Source organism: Shewanella sp. ECSMB14102, assembly GCF_000813075.1.
Classification (GTDB): Bacteria; Pseudomonadota; Gammaproteobacteria; order Enterobacterales; family Shewanellaceae; genus Shewanella; species Shewanella indica.
Map to the genome: position 1 here is coordinate 23,954 of NZ_JWGX01000041.1, position 16,872 is coordinate 40,825.

14 protein-coding genes are annotated in these 16,872 nt (G+C 55.1%); 3 read left to right on the forward strand and 11 right to left on the reverse strand.

The genetic code is table 11. From position 1 onward, the window contains the following. Positions 1-8: 8 nt before the first annotated feature. The 9 genes from prs to leuA all read right to left on the reverse strand — a co-directional run bounded on the left by prs (position 9) and on the right by leuA (position 10,538). A complete protein-coding gene (prs, locus tag RC73_RS13885) occupies positions 9-875 on the reverse strand; it encodes a ribose-phosphate diphosphokinase (protein ID WP_160289578.1) in 867 nt (288 codons plus the stop codon). 149 nt (positions 876-1,024) lie between these two features. Further along, complete coding sequence (locus RC73_RS13890; protein WP_039035212.1) at positions 1,025-1,738, reverse strand: NUDIX hydrolase; 714 nt, start codon at positions 1,736-1,738, stop codon at positions 1,025-1,027. A gap of 89 nt (positions 1,739-1,827) precedes the next feature. Continuing rightward, a complete protein-coding gene (gene glpK / locus RC73_RS13895) occupies positions 1,828-3,333 on the reverse strand; it encodes a glycerol kinase GlpK (protein ID WP_039035252.1) in 1,506 nt (501 codons plus the stop codon). A gap of 25 nt (positions 3,334-3,358) precedes the next feature. Beyond that, positions 3,359-3,829, reverse strand: a complete 471-nt coding sequence (locus tag RC73_RS13900) for a nuclear transport factor 2 family protein (protein WP_039035213.1) — start codon at positions 3,827-3,829, stop codon at positions 3,359-3,361. 178 nt (positions 3,830-4,007) lie between these two features. Next, entirely contained in the window at positions 4,008-5,354 is a 1,347-nt protein-coding gene (locus RC73_RS13905) for an outer membrane protein transport protein (protein WP_039035214.1), read from the reverse strand. A gap of 508 nt (positions 5,355-5,862) precedes the next feature. Beyond that, complete coding sequence (leuD, locus tag RC73_RS13910; RefSeq protein WP_039035215.1) at positions 5,863-6,468, reverse strand: 3-isopropylmalate dehydratase small subunit; 606 nt, start codon at positions 6,466-6,468, stop codon at positions 5,863-5,865. Between the two features lies 1 nt (position 6,469). Further along, on the reverse strand, positions 6,470-7,879 hold the full coding sequence (leuC, locus tag RC73_RS13915; protein ID WP_039035216.1) for a 3-isopropylmalate dehydratase large subunit: 1,410 nt from the start codon (positions 7,877-7,879) through the stop codon (positions 6,470-6,472). Further along, positions 7,879-8,973: a 3-isopropylmalate dehydrogenase gene (gene leuB, locus RC73_RS13920; protein ID WP_039035217.1), complete on the reverse strand. Its 1,095-nt coding sequence runs from the start codon at positions 8,971-8,973 to the stop codon at positions 7,879-7,881. The genes leuC and leuB overlap by 1 nt, the downstream gene beginning before the upstream one ends. Continuing rightward, the gene (leuA, locus tag RC73_RS13925; RefSeq protein WP_039035218.1) at positions 8,970-10,538 is read right to left on the reverse strand and encodes a 2-isopropylmalate synthase; all 1,569 of its coding nucleotides are present in this window, start codon (positions 10,536-10,538) and stop codon (positions 8,970-8,972) included. The genes leuB and leuA overlap by 4 nt, the downstream gene beginning before the upstream one ends. Before the next feature lie 479 nt (positions 10,539-11,017). Between leuA and RC73_RS13930 the strand changes: the two genes are divergently transcribed. Further along, positions 11,018-12,781 carry a diguanylate cyclase domain-containing protein gene (locus RC73_RS13930; protein ID WP_039035219.1) on the forward strand — a complete coding sequence of 588 codons (1,764 nt, stop codon included), beginning with the start codon at positions 11,018-11,020 and terminating at the stop codon, positions 12,779-12,781. Here the strand turns inward: RC73_RS13930 and recQ are convergent. Continuing rightward, complete coding sequence (gene recQ, locus RC73_RS13935) at positions 12,763-14,550, reverse strand: DNA helicase RecQ (protein ID WP_373297560.1); 1,788 nt, start codon at positions 14,548-14,550, stop codon at positions 12,763-12,765. The genes RC73_RS13930 and recQ overlap by 19 nt on opposite strands. A 204-nt stretch (positions 14,551-14,754) precedes the next feature. On the opposite strand from recQ, the gene RC73_RS13940 reads away from it, so the two are divergent. Both RC73_RS13940 and rarD read left to right on the forward strand, forming a co-directional pair. Next, positions 14,755-15,219 (forward strand): thioesterase family protein, encoded by a 465-nt coding sequence (locus RC73_RS13940; protein ID WP_039035221.1) that lies wholly within the window; start codon positions 14,755-14,757, stop codon positions 15,217-15,219. A 106-nt stretch (positions 15,220-15,325) separates the two neighbouring features. Further along, positions 15,326-16,210: an EamA family transporter RarD gene (gene rarD, locus RC73_RS13945; RefSeq protein ID WP_039035222.1), complete on the forward strand. Its 885-nt coding sequence runs from the start codon at positions 15,326-15,328 to the stop codon at positions 16,208-16,210. 54 nt (positions 16,211-16,264) lie between these two features. On the opposite strand, the gene RC73_RS13950 is transcribed toward rarD, so the two are convergent. Next, positions 16,265-16,795 (reverse strand): PH domain-containing protein, encoded by a 531-nt coding sequence (locus RC73_RS13950; protein WP_039035223.1) that lies wholly within the window; start codon positions 16,793-16,795, stop codon positions 16,265-16,267. Positions 16,796-16,872: the final 77 nt, after the last annotated feature.

Genomic DNA, 16,872 nt, shown 5'->3' on the forward strand with positions numbered 1-16,872 from the left:
AACTCCTTTTATTCGAACAGTTTCAAGGTGTGCAGCTCGACAATTTGCGACTCAAACGGATGCAATGGGCGCACCGAATCTGTGGTAAACACGGCATCAATCAAACCTTCCAGCGGCTCGATTCCGCGAGAAAATAGGCCATGGGTCACATAGAGTCCCACTCGGGCGGCGCCTTTTTGTTTCAAAAGCCGCGCCAGCTCGATAAAGGTTCTGCCACCATCGCAAATATCATCCAGGATCAGCAAACTGCGGCCAGCGACCTCGGCGTCCAACTCGGATGCCAATATGGTGCCCGTCGCCGGATCCCGGCGTTTACTGGCCTGAAACACTTCGGCCTCAATCCCGGCGGCACTCAGCGCATCGGCAACCTTGGCAATCTTGTGGCTGGCGCCCTTGTCCGGTGCCAGCAGCGCCGCCTGGTGGCTTTGCAGCCACTGCTTCAGTTGCGCAAACTGACAAACCAGCTGCGCCTGATGTACCTGCTCGGCCTCCAGCAGTTGCTCACTGACCGCCGAGTGCAGATCCCAACAGCGGATCTGGCTGAAACCGGCATTTCGCAGCACCCCCGCCATCACGGCGGCGGAAAAAGCTTCACCTGCGACGCAAACCCTGTCTTGGCGGGCATAGGGGAAATAGGGAAGTTGCAGTGAAACCTGAATGCCGGGGGCGGCGCGGTCCAAAGCATCTTTGATCAGCAGCAGCTGCATGATGGCATCACTGCTCTGCAACCTGGCGTAGATAATCGCGCTCTGTAGCTGTTGTCCATCAAAACCCGCCAAACGCACATGCTGCTCACCACCGGCAAACTGCCATTGCTCAACAGTCAAAGCCTGTCGGGTCGCATCTTTGTTTACTAGCTCAATACTGATATCCATATCGCTCACCATTAAGTGTCTTAATGACACTTAATCTAAAACAACAACTTAGAACGGTCAAGCTTATTTTAAGTCTATAGGACACTTATTTAAAAAAGAACTAAACCAATAGCTAAGATAGTAATAAACCAAAGAAGCTCGAATGGAGTTCAAGCTTCCAGGTTGCGTACAAAGCGATAATCGGCGGCTTCAGGCAATACCCGGTAGAGCTGGGGTGGGCGACCGACTTCGACCCGGCCCTCACCACAGGGCGCGAGCACGCCGGCCTGCTCGATTCGCCGCCGGAAAGATTTCTTCTGCAGTGGCTTGCCCAGGATGGCCTCATGCACTCGCTGCAATTCGGCCAAGGTAAACAATTCCGGCAAGGCAAAAGCCGCCACCAAGCTGTAGAGCGCCTTTTGGCGTAAGCGCTCCTGTGCCAAGGCTATGATCTCGGCGTGATCAAAGGCCAAGTGTTCGGGCAGCGACTGCAAGCTGAACCAGCGGCTCTCTTCAGACCCTTCCATGACGGGTTCAAGATGAGGCATCAGCGCATAATAGCTGATGGTGACCGACCAGCCTCTGGGATCCCGGCGGCCATTGCCTATACTCTGTAACTGCTCCAGGTAGGGCGGCACTATGCCGGTCTTTTGCTTAAGTTTGCGCTTGGCCGAAGCATCGATATCCTGATCCTGCTGCAGATCGATAAAGCCTCCCGGCAATGCCCACATCCCCTTGCAGGGAAACCCGGAACGCTTGACCAAGAGCACACACAATTGCCCTTCTTGCACACAGAGCAGCACGCTATCGACACTGGTTAGCGGCAGCGGATAATCATGGATATTGTATTGCGCCAGATATTCGTCTTCGGTCGTCACTGTCATGGCGGGCTCACTTTGGTGTCTTTGGGGCACTATTTTGAGTCACTATTCAATGGGAGACAATAACAGCCGACAAGAAACCGCCCGGCACATCACAGTTCCTCGGTTTCATGCCAGTGGCGACACCTGTCCACCGCCTTTTGCCAACCACGGTAATACAGCTCCCGCCGTCCTTCATCCATGGCCGGCTCGAAACAACGTTCAACATCGCTCCGGTGAGAAAGATCTTCCACCGAGTCCCAGAAACCACAGGCAAGACCGGCCAAAAATGCCGCGCCCATGGCGGTAGTTTCGGTCAAGGCCGGCCGCAGTACTTGAGTATCTGTGATATCGGCCTGAAACTGCATCAGGAAGTCGTTACTCACGGCGCCGCCATCCACCCTCAGTTGCTTGAGTGCAACCGCGCTGTCTTTACTCATGGCATCCAGCAGATCCCGGCTCTGATAGGCGATGGATTCCAGCGCCGCACGTATGATGTGGTTGCGGTTTACGCCGCGGGTCAATCCTTGCAAGGAGCCACGGGCGTTGGCGTCCCAGTAAGGGGCTCCCAGCCCAACAAATGCCGGCACCAGATAAACCCCATTGGTATCTTCTACCTTGGAGGCAAAGTACTCTGTGTCCTGGGCATCACGAATAAGCCCCAACTCGTCCCTCAGCCACTGTATGGTCGCGCCGCCCATAAATACCGAGCCTTCCAGCGCGTATTGCACCTCACCCTTGGGGCCTACAGCCACTGTGGTCAGCAACCCATGCTCTGAGCGCACCGCCTTGTCACCTGTGTTCATCAGCAAAAAGCAGCCGGTGCCATAGGTATTCTTGGCCATGCCGGGTTCGACGCACAGCTGGCCGAACAGCGCCGCCTGCTGATCCCCGGCCATGCCGGCGATGAGAATTTCACTGCCCTCACCGGCAATCCGGGTTGTGCCATAAACAGCCATAGACGGCTTGACCTCGGGCAACAACGAAGCAGGGATGTCGAGCGCCTGCAACAGGGTCTGATCCCAGCATTGTTTGTGGATGTTGTAGAGCATGGTGCGCGACGCATTGGTGGGGTCAGTCACATGCACCTTGCCCTCGGTCAGCTTCCATACCAGCCAGCTGTCGATCGTGCCAAAGAGCAACTCGCCTCTTTCGGCCCGCTCGCGGGCACCCTCAACATTATCCAGCAACCACTTAATCTTGGTGGCCGAAAAATAGGGATCCAGTAACAAACCTGTATTGTCGCGGACATAGTCCTCCAGCCCCTCGGCCTTGAGCTGCTCACAGATCTCCTTGCTGCGCCGGCACTGCCAAACAATGGCGTTGGCAACTGGCTTACCCGTGAGCTTATCCCAGATGACAGTAGTTTCCCGCTGATTGGTGATGCCGATGGCTGCCACTTCGTCACTGTGGATCCCGGCGCGGGCAATAACCTCTATCATTGTCGAACTCTGAGATGCCCAAATTTCCATGGGGTCATGCTCGACCCAACCGGGTTGCGGGTAGTGCTGACTGAACTCCCGCTGGGAGACGGCCACGATATTGGCCTGCTGATCGAAAATAATCGCCCGTGAACTGGTAGTGCCCTGATCCAGGGCAATAATATATTTTTTTTGCACGTGAAAGCTTTCTTGGGTGGCTGAATTAATTTTGCTGCCAAGGCTGATCGCCCCGGGGTAAGCCAATTTCCGCTTCGGGGATATCACATTCCTGCGCCGGGTAATACCAGACGGCGGCAATCTTATCGCCTCTCAAGCTATAAACGCCCATATTACATTGGCTGTGTTGCTCGCCATCCTGTTGCCAGCTGACCTTTTCCAGGGTGCTGACATAGTTACCTGAGCTCAGCGAGCCCAGAATACTGGCCTTGGCCCCCGGCAAAGTTTGAAAATAGTCGGTCATCGCCGCGCCCAACTCCGAATGCCCGGAAGCCTGCAGATCGACCTTGGTGATGCTGACATTAAACCAAGTCACCTCTTTGGTGGTTTGCGCCAGCATCAGCTCAATCTTTTGCTCATTGAACCCCTGAATAAACAAACTGACAGGATCGGACTCGGCCAAACTCGGCATTGAAATCAGTGAGATAGCGCTGGCAAACAAGAATGGATATTTCATGGGCTTATTATTCTTTTGTTGGCAATAGCATGAATATAAGCCCTGAGACCGGCCACGCCAAGTATAAAACAGCCTTAGATCTAACCTTGGTGACCATCAAGCCGATCTGGCCTGCCTGACAGATATGAAAAAGCCCCGCTCGGCGGGGCTCTTGTCTCATTCCTTGGCTGGAATGGTATTACATCTTGTAGGTCACTTGCAGACCCGCCAACCAGACGTGGCCGCTGGCATCGCCCTGGAAGGCAACCTGAGCCAGGCCCATCAAATCTTGAGTCTCTGTGATAGGAGCATCACCGTGGGCACGGATATAGGTGAGACCCAGATCCACTGTCAGGTTCTTGCTGGGCGCATAACCGGCACCGACACTGAACCAGAGACGGTCGGTATCTGGAATAGTGATGGTACGGTATTCATCGTCAACCGCTGTCTTATCCAGAGCCACACCGGCACGCAGCAACCATGCGTTGTTCAGCTGGTAGCTGGTACCCAGAGCAAAGCGCCAGTTATCTTTAAAGTTTTCTTCCTTCACCAGATCGGATTCCAGGCCACCGACAGGCTTCTGCTCGCCGGGGAAATACGCCACCAGCTTGTTGAATACGCTCCAGTCGGTCCAATTGATGCTGGCGTGCATCGCCCAGTTGTCAGTCAACTGATGGTAAGAAGCCAGCTCGGCAAATGCCGGCAGCTCTAATGGCAAGTAACCATCCACCTCGGCAGTACCGCCTGTATAGACCAGGCCACGGGCCTGACCGTCCAGATCCAGCTCAACGTGGCTGTGATAGGCAATACCCAAGCGGTGATCAGGGTTGATCTGCCAGCTGGCCCCCAGTTGCCATCCATAACCAAAGTCATCACCTTCCAGATGCTTGAGCTCAGTACCGGCAGCAGGCAAACGCGAAGTCACCTCTGCAGGCAAGCCAGGGACGGCACGAACACCTTCAATCCAGCCGGGAACCGAAGCACCGATTTCACCGTCACCATATACGCCGCGCAGACCGGCACCCACAGTGAAGTGCTCATCAATGCGGTAAGCAATATTGGTATTCAACTCTACTGTGGTAATGGCTGTCTTATTACCGAAAATGGAGGCCGCATGAGCGGCCGGCAGTTCGGTAGACAAACCATAGTTGGAGTTCAGAGCCAGACCCCAGGTCCAACTGTCGTTGAGCTGGTTGGAGTAATAGAAGTTAGGCACTGCGGCGTTGTCTGCCACATCGAGCGCATCGGCATTCATGGTGATAGATTGCGGCAGCAAAGGAGATGCCAGCGAAACCTGGCCTGTGGCGTCAACGTCCGGCATCACATAGATGGCCCCGGCAGAGATCTGCCGACCTTCAAGATAGCTGAGCATGGCAGGGTTACGCCCCTGAACCGCTGGGTTATCGGCCATGGCCGCTTCACCGGCGAAGGCTCGTCCAAGTCCGGTCGCGGAAGATTCCGCCAGTTGGAAACCCGCCGCTTGTACCTGAGTCGTTGCACCCACAAAGCTGGCCGCAATGGCGACAGCAATAAGTTGTTTCTTCATTGTTATTCTCTGCCTGTTCATTTAGCAATTTCTAAATAGAGTAATCACTCCATTTTGTTGCGGCGCAGTTTACTGACACAGAATATCTTTGCAAGCAGAAGGCAAAAAACAGAGTAAAACACCAAAAAAATCACCACATAAAGACAAGAAAGTGACAAAGATCACCTTAAAAGTGCTTAAAACAGAGAATAAATGGCATTAATGTTTGCTAAAAAGGATTGAAAAATCACTATAGAATCAACATAAACTATTGAAAAATAATACAACTAAAACAAAAACCCATAAAAACACTTGTTCACTTAATTTAAACCAGACAAACAGCATAAATCACTAAGCATTCAAAGCTCTAGTCTGCCGCCCTATAGATAAAACAATCAAACAATTGTTTTTAAATGACAAATTATAGTTTAAGACGGTCAACATACTTGTTTGGAACACAAGAGAGCAGCCCAGTTACCAAGCCACTGGTCTGCTCTTGTACAAGTGTACGCTGAATATACAGATTGGATCAGGCCCGCCAGCCCGGTAGCCCGGCTTCATAATCGGCAATGGCCTGCTCATGGGACAGAGTCAGGCCGATGGCATCCAATCCATTGAGCAGCTTATGACGGGCAGATTCAGCCAGTTGAAATGTAAAGCGTTTCCCGGAGGGTGAAACAACCTGGCACTGCTGCAGGTCAACCTTGATTTCACTGCCTTCGGTCGCCGTTACCTCCTCAAACAACTGCTGCACCTCAGCGGCCTCAAGAATCACCGGCAATAACCCATTATTGATGGCGTTGCCGTAAAAGATATCGGCAAAGCTGGGCGCAATAATCACCCGCAAACCATAATCGGCCAGGGCCCAAGGCGCGTGTTCACGGCTGGAGCCACAACCGAAGTTTTCCCGCGCCAGTAAAATAGAGGCTCGCTGATATCTGGGCTGGTTCATCACAAAGGCAGGATCCGGCTGCTCACCGGCATCGTCCAGATAGCGCCAGTCGTGAAAAAGATGGACACCGAAGCCATCCTTGGTGACCTTGGATAGAAACTGTTTGGGGATGATCTGATCCGTATCCACATTGGCGCTATCCAATGGCACCGCAATTCCCTGATGAATAGTAAAAGCCTGCATTTTATTTCTCCTGGCCAGCGTGGCGGATATCGACAAAGTGACCGGCAATGGCGGCAGCGGCAGCCATGGCAGGGCTCACCAGATGGGTACGACTGCCGCGCCCCTGCCGCCCCTCAAAGTTGCGGTTACTGGTTGAGGCGCAGCGATCGCCGCTTTCCAGGCGATCATCATTCATCGCCAGGCACATGGAGCAGCCCGGCAAGCGCCATTCAAACCCGGCCTCGACAAACAGTTTATCCAGCCCTTCGGCTTCGGCCTGAGCCTTTACTTGTCCCGAGCCAGGCACCACTATGGCGGTCACGCCGTCAGCCACCCGCCGACCACGGATCTGCGCCGCGGCGCTGCGCAGATCTTCGATACGTGAATTGGTGCATGAACCGATAAAGACCTTGTTGATGGCCACATCCGTCATCAGGGTACCCGGTGTCAAACCTATATAATTCAGCGCCTTTTCCATACTGCCGCGCACTGTGGCATCGGCCTCCTCGGCGGGGTTGGGCACAGGTTTATCTATGGCCACCACCTGGCCCGGATTAGTGCCCCAGGTCAGTTGCGGCGCGATTTCACTGCCTTCCAACTCCACATAGGCATCGAAGATGGCGTCATCATCGGACTTGAGCGTCTTCCAAGCTGCCAGGGCGGCATCCCAATCGGCGCCCTTGGGCGCAAACTGACGCCCCTCAAGATAGGCGAACGTGGTTTCATCCGGCGCGACCATGCCGGCCTTGGCACCCATCTCAATCGCCATGTTGCACAGCGTCATGCGCCCCTCCATCGACAGGGCGCGAATCGCGTCACCGCAAAACTCCACCACATAGCCGGTGCCGCCATCCATGCCTATCTTGCCGATAATCGCCAACACCACATCCTTGGCGGTAATCCCCTCGCCCAGTTGCCCCTTGACCTCAACTCTCATGGTCTTGGCCTTAAGCTGCCGCAGCGTTTGGGTGGCCAGCACATGCTCCACCTCAGAGGTGCCGATACCAAAGGCCAGCGCGCCAAAGGCACCGTGGGTAGCGGTATGGGAATCGCCACAGACAATAACCGTACCCGGCAGGGTAATGCCCAGCTCTGGCCCCATCACATGCACTATGCCCTGATTGGGGTGGTGAATGTCATACAGACGCACACCGAATTCGCGACAGTTCTGTGCAAGGGTTTCAACCTGAGTGCGCGCCATGGGGCTCAAGGCGTCCAGACTGGCGCTCTTGGTCGAGGTGTTGTGATCCATGGTGGCAAAGGTCTTGTCCGGTGCCCGAAGTTGGCGCCCGGTCATCTTCAGGCCACTAAAGGCCTGGGGCGAGGTCACCTCATGCACCAGATGACGGTCGACGTAAATAATCGGCGCTTCTCCTTCCGGCGTCGTCACCAGGTGGGCATCCCACACCTTTTCATACAATGTCTTACCCATTACACCCCCTCCCGAATCGCATTGGCGATATAGTCACCCATCTCTGCCGTGGTCTTGGCATTATGCCGCTGCTCCGGCGCCAGCAACTCACAGGTAAAGAAGCCATCTGCCAGCGCCTTGCCAACGGCGCGCTCTATCGCTGCCGCCGCTTCTTCCTGCTGCAGACTGTGGCGCAACATCAAGGCCGCCGACAGGATCTGCGCTACCGGGTTGGCAATCCCCTTGCCGGCAATATCCGGGGCACTGCCACCGGCCGGTTCATAGAGACCAAAACCACTGCTGTTGATGGAAGCCGATGACAACAGCCCCATGGAGCCGGTCAACATGGCGATTTCATCGGAAAGTATGTCGCCGAACAGGTTGGAGCACAGCATCACATCAAAGTCCCAGGGGCGACGCAGCAGTTGCATGGTGGCGTTATCGATATAGATATGTTCCAGTTCCACATCCGGATACTCGCTCGCGACCTGCTCGACCACTTCACGCCAAAGTACCGAGCAGGCCAGCACGTTGGCCTTGTCGACCGACGTCACCTTGCCGCGGCGGCCACGGGCGGCCTCGAAGGCGATATGGGCGATTCGGCGGATCTCGGCGCGGCTGTATCTCATGGTGTCAAACGCCTCTTCACTCTCGCCCTCCCCCTGACGTCCCTTGGGTTTGCCAAAGTAGATACCGCCGGTCAGTTCACGTACGCACAGCACATCAAACCCTTTGGCCGAGATATCGGCGCGCAGCGGCGACAGATGTTCCAGCCCCTGATGTAACTTGGCCGGTCTGAGGTTACTGAATAAGCCGAAATGGCCCCGCAGCGGCAACAACGCGCCGCGCTCGGGTTGTTCATTGGGAGGCAGTTTTTCCCATTTGGGGCCGCCGACCGAGCCAAACAAAATTGCATCTGCCGCTTCACATCCGGCCAGGGTCGATGCCGGCAATGGGCAGCCATGGTTATCTATCGCTATGCCGCCGACATCATATTCGGCGTACTCCATTGCCAGGTCGAAGCGTTGCTCTACCGCCGTCAGCACCTTTCGGGCCTGGGCCATGACTTCCGGGCCTATGCCGTCGCCGGCCAATACCGCTATCTGATAACTCATACGCCACCCAACTCCTTTCTCTGTTGTATTTTCTGTTTATGATCCGCCACCTGGTCGGCACGCTGAATAAGGTTCATCACATGCACCAGGGCCGCGGCCGAAGCCTCGACCACATCGGTAGCCAAGCCGACACCGTGGAAATTGCGCCCCTGGTACTGAGCCGTAATATCCACCTGCCCCAGCGCATTCTGGCCTTCGCCTTTGGCGCTCAACTTATAGCTGCAGATATCCACGCTCTGACCGCTGGCGCGGGCTATCGCCTTATAGGCAGCATCCACAGGGCCATTGCCGGTGGCGGCTTCGGTCACTACCTCACCGGCGGCTTCAATACGTACAGTGGCGGTGGCCATGCCCTCGGTAGAGTCGGATTGCACCACCAGCTGCTGCAACTGGAAGTGGTCGTCGGCCGCCGCCCGGCCCTCCATATACACCAAGGCTTCCAGGTCATAGTCGAACACCTGGCCCTTCTTGTCGGCCAGTTTCAGGAAGGCGTCGTACAGCTGATCCAATGAATAATCCTGCTCTGAATAACCCATCTGCTCCATTCGATGCTTGATCACATGGCGGCCGGAGCGTGAGGTCATATTCAGGTGATTGCGATTCAGGCCTATGCTCTCAGGTGTCATGATTTCATAGGTGTTTTGCGCCTTTAACATGCCGTCTTGATGGATACCGGATGAATGGGTAAAGGCATTGGCGCCCACTATCGCCTTGTTGGCCTGAATAGGCATATTGCATAACTGGCTCACCATGGAGGAGGTGCGGTGAATTTCCTGAGCCTTGATGCCTGTCTCCAGCCCCAGAATATCCTTGCGGGTCGCCAGGATCATGGCGATCTCTTCCAGTGAACAGTTACCGGCCCGCTCACCTATGCCGTTGACGGTACACTCAATCTGCCGGGCCCCCTGCTGCACCGCCATGATGGAGTTGGCGACCGACAACCCCAAATCGTCGTGGCAGTGCACAGAGATCACCGCCTGATCGATATTGGGCACCCGGTTGAACAGGGTTTGAATAATGCCGCCGAACTCGCTGGGAAGGGTATAGCCCACTGTGTCCGGAATATTGATGGTGCGGGCACCGGCATCAATGGCCGCCTCGACCATGCGACACAGATTATCTATCGGGGTCCGGCCGGCGTCTTCGCAGGAAAACTCCACATCATCGGTAAAACGCCTGGCATACTTCACCGCCCCTACCGCCATCTCCAGCACTTGGTCGAAGGAGCGCTTCAGTTTGCTCTGCACATGGATATTTGAGGTTGAAATAAAGGTATGAATGCGGAACTGATCCGCGACCGACAAGGCCTGGGCCGCGGCGTCGATATCTTTCTCCAGTGCCCGCGACAGGGCACAAACCCGGCTGTTTTTGATGGTACGGGCTATGGTCTGTACCGACTCAAAGTCGCCGGGAGAGGAAACCGGGAACCCTACCTCCATGATGTCGACCCCCAGGCGCTCGAGAGCCAGGGCTATCTGCAGTTTTTCTTTCACTGTCAGGCTGGCAGCCAGCGCCTGCTCGCCGTCCCGTAAGGTGGTATCGAAAATAAACACTCTGTCAGACATCTGGATTCTCCATTCAGGGGTTTCGATTGATTTTTCCCGTGCCAGAAACAAAAAACCCCGCGGTTTCTGGCGCGGGGTTTTGAGTTCTGGCTTGCTAATCGACGTGCAAGTCTAGCTCCTCCGCGCAGTGGCTGCGAGAGTAAGGAGGAGGAGAGACAGTTGCATTTGTGGGTTCATTTAGCCGTTCTATACCAGATAAAAATTCGTTTGAAGTGGGTTTATATTCTTCCCACCGGGTTCAAGAAGTTCAATAATTAACTGCCAGCTTACCCGCTGTCAAGCCTATATTTCTCAGCATCAGTTGAAAATTTCGGCTTAACGTGCTGATTTGCACCATTCCAGCCTTGGCGCTCCAAAGCTAAATAGATGAATAAAATCTTGCCGATAGCATCATTTTTTGTGCCAAAAATGATAAAAAATAGTTATTATCCCAACACGGTTTCGCCCGGCAAAACTCACCTTCACTCAGCGGAGAAAAAATGGATTTTCGCCTCTTGGCACTGAGCTTGCTCCTGTGGTCATTTTCTGGCGCGCTTTGGGCCGCGGAGCGGTTGGACACACTGGCCAACACCCTCTATCAGTATCCTACGCTGGCGCTGACCCAAATCAATGAACTTGAGCGTCAGGCCTCCGAGTTGAGTCAGGCCCAAATGCTGAGATTACAGCTATTTAAATGTGAAGCACTCCTGCAATTAGGAGACAACGGCGCCGCCATCAATCTGGCAGAACTGGGGGAAGCCAGAGCCAGGCAGCTAAGGCTGGAACAGGCCAAAAGCTATTTTCAAATCTGCCGCGCCGATGCCTATGCCAATTTCGACGATCTGAAGCAATCACTGCTGTTACTCGACGGCGCCATTGAACAGGCCAAACACCACAACCAACCCCAGGCTCTGGTCAACGCCTTGAGACTCAAGGGCCAGCTGGAGAACGACCTTGGCAATTATGGCACCGCCATTGAAGATCTGCGCCTAGCGCTGGACATCTACCCGGATATCAGCAGTCAAAATCCGTCCTGGTTATCGCCGCCTCTGGCCTATGTTTACGGCGACATGGCCAGCCTGATGTATTCCACCGGCGACCTGCGCCAAGCGGCTTACTACCTCAAGTTGGCACTGGACACAGATGAAGCCAAAGGCAAAGTGCGCCATGTGCTGTTATTGATGGCCGCCGGAGTCGCGCTGGCGCAGGAGGATATGGCCCAAGCCGACAGCCTGTTGAAACAGTCCAAAATACTGTTGCCCGAAATAGGCTCACCGCTGGAACTTGCCAACAGTTACAGCCAGATAGCCGTGATAGAACTCGCTAGGGGCAGAACCGAGATCGCCGATGAGTTAGTGGGCATTGCCCTGCAAACCTATGAAAAACAAGGCAAAGTAAACAACTATATGCGTGCTACCCGGCTATTGGCCAGGGTACGTCTCGCCCAGCGTAACGACGATGAAGGCATAAGGCTGTTGATGCAAGCAGCGCAGCAAGCCGAGCAACTGCAACTGGCCGATGAAGTGGCCTACACCCAACAGCTTATCAGTGACTATTACGCCGAAAAAGCAGAGTTTAAGCCGGCATACGAGGCGATGAAACTGGCGGCCCAGGCTGCGGCCGAGGCCCAAAAACAGCTCAACAACACCCGCTTTATGCAATACAAGGCCAGGCTCAGCCAGCAGGAGCAGCTGCAGGTAGAAACCCAGCAGAACATTCGTCTTGCCAGTGCCGATCAGCGCTCCAAACTGAGCCAAGCCTACGGCGCCATTTCAGTGCTGGCGCTCGCCATCATAGGTACACTATTCTGGTTGGTCAGTTGCCGTAACCGCTGGCAACAACCAAGCACTGTGGCGCTGGAAAGACTACCGGTGGCCCAGCAGTTAGATGTTATGCTCAGCAGTGCCAAAAAGGGCAACTACCCCTTGAGCCTGCTGCTGCTGAGTACCAGCCATATACGTCAGGTGGATCTTTCCGCCCTGCAGCGGGCGCTGGAACAGAAACTCAGGGAGCAAGACAGACTGCTGCGCTACAGCATGGATGAGATAGTGATCCTGCTGCCCTACACCTCAGTCCAGGGCGCCTTGCAGGTCAGCGAGCAACTCAAGCCGATAGTGCAGAGCTGGCAAGCAGATCACTGTGTACCTATTGGAGTAGCCTCGCTGCAGCAGCCCGATACCCTGGATAGCCTGGTGAAGCGTGCCGGAGTCAACCAACTCAGCCAGCAGAAAGCCGCCGAGCAACATCAGTCACCGGCGAGATAAGCCTCTATCTCGTCAAGAAACTGATCGCCAAAGCGGGCCAACTTGCGCTCACCAACGCCATTGACCGCCAACATCTCGCCCTGACTGGTAGGCAAAATCGCCGCCATTTCCGCCAGGGTTGCATCGTTGAATACCAGATAGGGTGGGACGTCCTGCTCTTCGGCTATGCTGCGCCTTAACTGCTTGAGACGGGCAAACAGCTTGCGATCGTAATTGAGTGGCGCCTTGCTGCTGACACTGCGCCTGCGGGTAACATGCAGGTCAATTCTGGGTTCGGCCAACATCAGTGCAACTTCGCCCCTGAGCACAGGCCTGGCGGCCGGATTCAGGCGAATACTCGAGCCGCGGGTAATATCCTGGCTCGCCAGCCCAAGATGGATAAGCTGCCTGGTCACACTGAGCCAGTGTTCATGGCTCTTGTCTTTGCCGACGCCCCAAGTGGATAACTTGTCGTGCCCCCTGTCGACCACGGCGGCGGACTTGGAGCCTCTGAGCACCTCAATCAACTGGTTCATGCCAAACCTCTGCCCCAAGCGATATATGCAGGACAACACCTTCTGTGCATCCTCGGTACCGTTGTAGCGTTTCGGCGGGTCCAGGCAGATATCACAGTTACCGCAGGGCTCCAGCGCGGGCTCATCAAAGTAGTGCAGCAACACCTGGCGGCGGCAGGTCTGGGCTTCGGCAAAGGCCGCCATGGTATTGAGTTTATGCAGTTCCACCTGTTGCTGCGGCCCGGGTTCCCCCTGCTCAATCAGGTGGCGCACCCGGCCGATATCGGCGGGCTCGAACAGCATAAAGGCTTCGGCCTCGAGGCCATCTCGCCCGGCGCGGCCGGTTTCCTGATAGTAGGCCTCTATGCTCTTGGGCAGATCGTAATGCACCACAAAACGCACGTTGGACTTGTTGATCCCCATGCCGAAGGCGACCGTGGCCACCACTATATCCAACTGTTCCTTGAGAAATCTGTCCTGGACACTGGCGCGCTCGTCACCGCTCATACCGGCATGATAGCCTTCGGCGGCATAGCCCTGTAACCTCAGCCTTTCGGCCACTTCATCGACCCGGCGGCGGCTGGAGCAATAAACAATCCCGGCGGCGCCGTTCTGCGCGGCAATAAACTGACGCAATTGATTGGCGGCGTTGAGCTTTTCCGCCACTGTGTAGCGAATATTCGGCCTATCAAAGCTGGAAAGAAGCACATAGGGGGCGATATTGAGCCGCTGGCAGATATCTTCCCGGGTCGCCTTGTCGGCGGTGGCGGTCAGCGCCATCACAGGCACGCCGGGAAACAGCTGTTTCAGGCGGCCAAGCTGGGCATATTCGGGGCGAAAATCATGGCCCCACTGGCTGATACAGTGCGCCTCATCCACGGCAAACATCGACAGCGGCAGGGATTGCAGCCGTTCAATAAACTCATGCTGCAGCAAGCGCTCCGGCGAGACATATAACAGGCGGATCTCCCCCTGATGCAACTGGCGCAGCACCTTGAGGCTCTGCTCCCTGGGCAGGGATGAGTTGAGATAAGCGGCATTGACTCCGGTCTGCAGCAGGCTGTCGACCTGATCTTTCATCAGGGAGATCAGCGGCGAAACCACCAGAGTCAGCCCTGGCATCAACAATGCGGGCAGTTGGTAACACAGACTCTTGCCGCCGCCGGTGGGCATGATCACCATGCAGTCTTCCCCGGCCATCACACGTTCAATCACCTGGCGCTGCCCTTCACGGAAAGTACGGTAGCCGAACACCTGCTGCAAGGCTTGCTGCATAGGGTCTTGGGGATGATTTAGGCTCTCGGGAGCGATACTCAGCGGCTGATCCATGACTGTCTGTGTCCAAAGAAGAGGACGCTATTCTAAATGAAGCCAACACCAGAGTGCCAGCCAAGAGGGGATTTTTCCGCCCGGACTAGGCAAACGGCCATATTAGCGTTAGATTGATTGCTCTAAAAAACAACAACCGCAGGAAGCCCCATGAGCCAGGACATTCAAGCCGAAGTACTCGCCAAGGTAGCAGAAGTATTTGATAAACAAGTGCCTTTTCACAATCTTCTCGGCCTTGGGATCCGCCGATACGACGCCTCTGGTGTCGAAGTGGAGATCAAAATGAAGCCGGAGCTAATCGGCAACATACATCAAAAAATACTCCATGGCGGGGTTACCGCAACCGTGCTGGATGTGGTTGGCGGCCTGACGGCATTCTCCGGCTTGGTTATCAGTCGCGACAACTGGACAGTGGAGCAGCTGCAACAGCGACTGCAAACCCTGAGCACCATAGATCTCAGGGTCGACTATCTGCGCCCCGGCTGGGGAGAAGTCTTCAGTGGCACAGGAACAGTGATCCGTGCCGGCAACAGGGTCTCTGTCTGTCGAATGGAGCTGCATAATGAAAAAGGCAGCCATATCGCTTTTGGTACAGGGACTTACATGGTCGGCTGAGTGGCTGTTTAAAACTCAAACACTGAATCTGTTGTCGATAACTTGAGCCGAGGGGCTTTGCCCCCTACAATCGCCCTTCTCTCCTTTTCGTCATTGTGTAGTACCTATGCCTGAAACCGAATACCGCAAGGGGGTCATTCTCGCCCTTTGCGCTTATATTTTTTGGGGCTTTGCGCCGCTGTACTTCAAGTTGCTGCATCATGTCTCGGCCCCCGAGATCCTGTTGCACCGCATCATCTGGTCCTTCGTCTTTATGGGGGTCCTGATGCAATTTATCGGTGGTTTCGGACAGCTCAGGCTGTTACTCAAGCGCCCGAAACAGTTGGCGGTACTGCTGCTGACTTCGATTCTTATCGCCGGCAACTGGCTGCTGTTTATCTGGGCGGTCAACAATGATCATATGCTGGATGCCAGCCTGGGCTACTTTATCAACCCGCTGTTCAATGTGATGCTCGGCATGCTGTTTCTGGGGGAGCGACTCGGAAAACTGCAATGGGTTGCGGTATCGCTTGCCGCTGCCGGGGTGGTGATCCAGCTGGTTTCCTTCGGCTCAATTCCGCTGGTATCCCTGGGGCTCGCAGCCTCCTTCGGTTTCTACGCCCTGCTGCGCAAGAAGGTCAATGTCGACGCCAAGACAGGACTTTTGGTCGAAACTGCAGTGTTAATGCCGGCAGCGCTGGGCTTTTTACTGCTGGGCACCGGTGAAGCCAGCGCCAATATGCTCAGCAACAGTTGGGATCTCAACCTGCTGCTGATGGCTGCCGGTATCATCACCACCATCCCCTTGCTGTGCTTTGCCGGTGCGGCAGTGCGGATCCCGCTGATCATGCTGGGCTTCTTCCAGTACATTGGCCCCAGCATCATGTTTATCATGGCGGTGACCCTGTTCGATGAACCCTTCGATATCGAAAAGAGCATTACCTTCGGCTTTATCTGGGCCGCCCTGGTGGTGTTTACTTTGGATATGCTGCAAAAACGCTCTCGCAGGTAACAAGTACAATCGGCCCGGATGGAGTTTCCGGGCCGGTTAAGCAATATTCAACGTTTATCCCGGCAGGTTCTGCCCCAGTCCCTTAAGCAAACTCTCCGCTTCAGGCATACTCAGCAGCAGGCTGTAACCAAGGTCGGTCGGCAACAACAAAACGCTGTCTTTTTCCGTCAGAGCCACAAACGCTTTGCTGCCATCATTGAGCCGATACCACCCCAGGGTGTAACCGGGCAGACCTATGCCCTGGGTACGCATGCCAAGCTTGGGGCCACTGGCATCGCCGAGCTTAATCACTTTCGACTCTGAGATACGCAGATGCTCAGGAGCCAGGCTCTGACCGTAGAAAGGCACCTCGATCACCAGGCTTTGAGCCGTCAATTCCACCTTGGATGCCTGCGCCTGCCAAAATACCCACACAGAACCCGCCAATGTTACCAACAGCAAACCCGAGGCGGCGCTCTTGGCCGTTGTCGGCATCTTTCGCCTGCGGATAAACAGCAATATAGCCGCCAACATCAGTATCAAGGCGATAAAGCTGCCAATGGCGACGCCGGTCAATGGCGCCAACTCGTAACTTCCACTGTTCATCTCTTGCTCCTTAATGGATAGGCATAAGTGGCCTTAGCTTAGGTTTGAAAGACATAATATGTCAAAAATAAAATCTC

Excerpts from the sequence above, each read along its gene's own strand:
- leuB (WP_039035217.1), bottom strand. The coding sequence starts at position 8,973 with ATGAGTTATCAGATAGCGGTATTGGCCGGCGACGGCATAGGCCCGGAA.
- prs (WP_160289578.1), bottom strand. The coding sequence starts at position 875 with ATGGATATCAGTATTGAGCTAGTAAACAAAGATGCGACCCGACAGGCT.
- leuD (WP_039035215.1), bottom strand. The coding sequence starts at position 6,468 with ATGCAGGCTTTTACTATTCATCAGGGAATTGCGGTGCCATTGGATAGC.
- RC73_RS13900 (WP_039035213.1), bottom strand. The coding sequence starts at position 3,829 with ATGAAATATCCATTCTTGTTTGCCAGCGCTATCTCACTGATTTCAATG.
- leuA (WP_039035218.1), bottom strand. The coding sequence starts at position 10,538 with ATGTCTGACAGAGTGTTTATTTTCGATACCACCTTACGGGACGGCGAG.
- RC73_RS13930 (WP_039035219.1), top strand. The coding sequence starts at position 11,018 with ATGGATTTTCGCCTCTTGGCACTGAGCTTGCTCCTGTGGTCATTTTCT.
- leuC (WP_039035216.1), bottom strand. The coding sequence starts at position 7,879 with ATGGGTAAGACATTGTATGAAAAGGTGTGGGATGCCCACCTGGTGACG.
- rarD (WP_039035222.1), top strand. The coding sequence starts at position 15,326 with ATGCCTGAAACCGAATACCGCAAGGGGGTCATTCTCGCCCTTTGCGCT.
- RC73_RS13950 (WP_039035223.1), bottom strand. The coding sequence starts at position 16,795 with ATGAACAGTGGAAGTTACGAGTTGGCGCCATTGACCGGCGTCGCCATT.
- RC73_RS13940 (WP_039035221.1), top strand. The coding sequence starts at position 14,755 with ATGAGCCAGGACATTCAAGCCGAAGTACTCGCCAAGGTAGCAGAAGTA.
- RC73_RS13890 (WP_039035212.1), bottom strand. The coding sequence starts at position 1,738 with ATGACAGTGACGACCGAAGACGAATATCTGGCGCAATACAATATCCAT.
- RC73_RS13905 (WP_039035214.1), bottom strand. The coding sequence starts at position 5,354 with ATGAAGAAACAACTTATTGCTGTCGCCATTGCGGCCAGCTTTGTGGGT.
- recQ (WP_373297560.1), bottom strand. The coding sequence starts at position 14,550 with ATGCAGCAAGCCTTGCAGCAGGTGTTCGGCTACCGTACTTTCCGTGAA.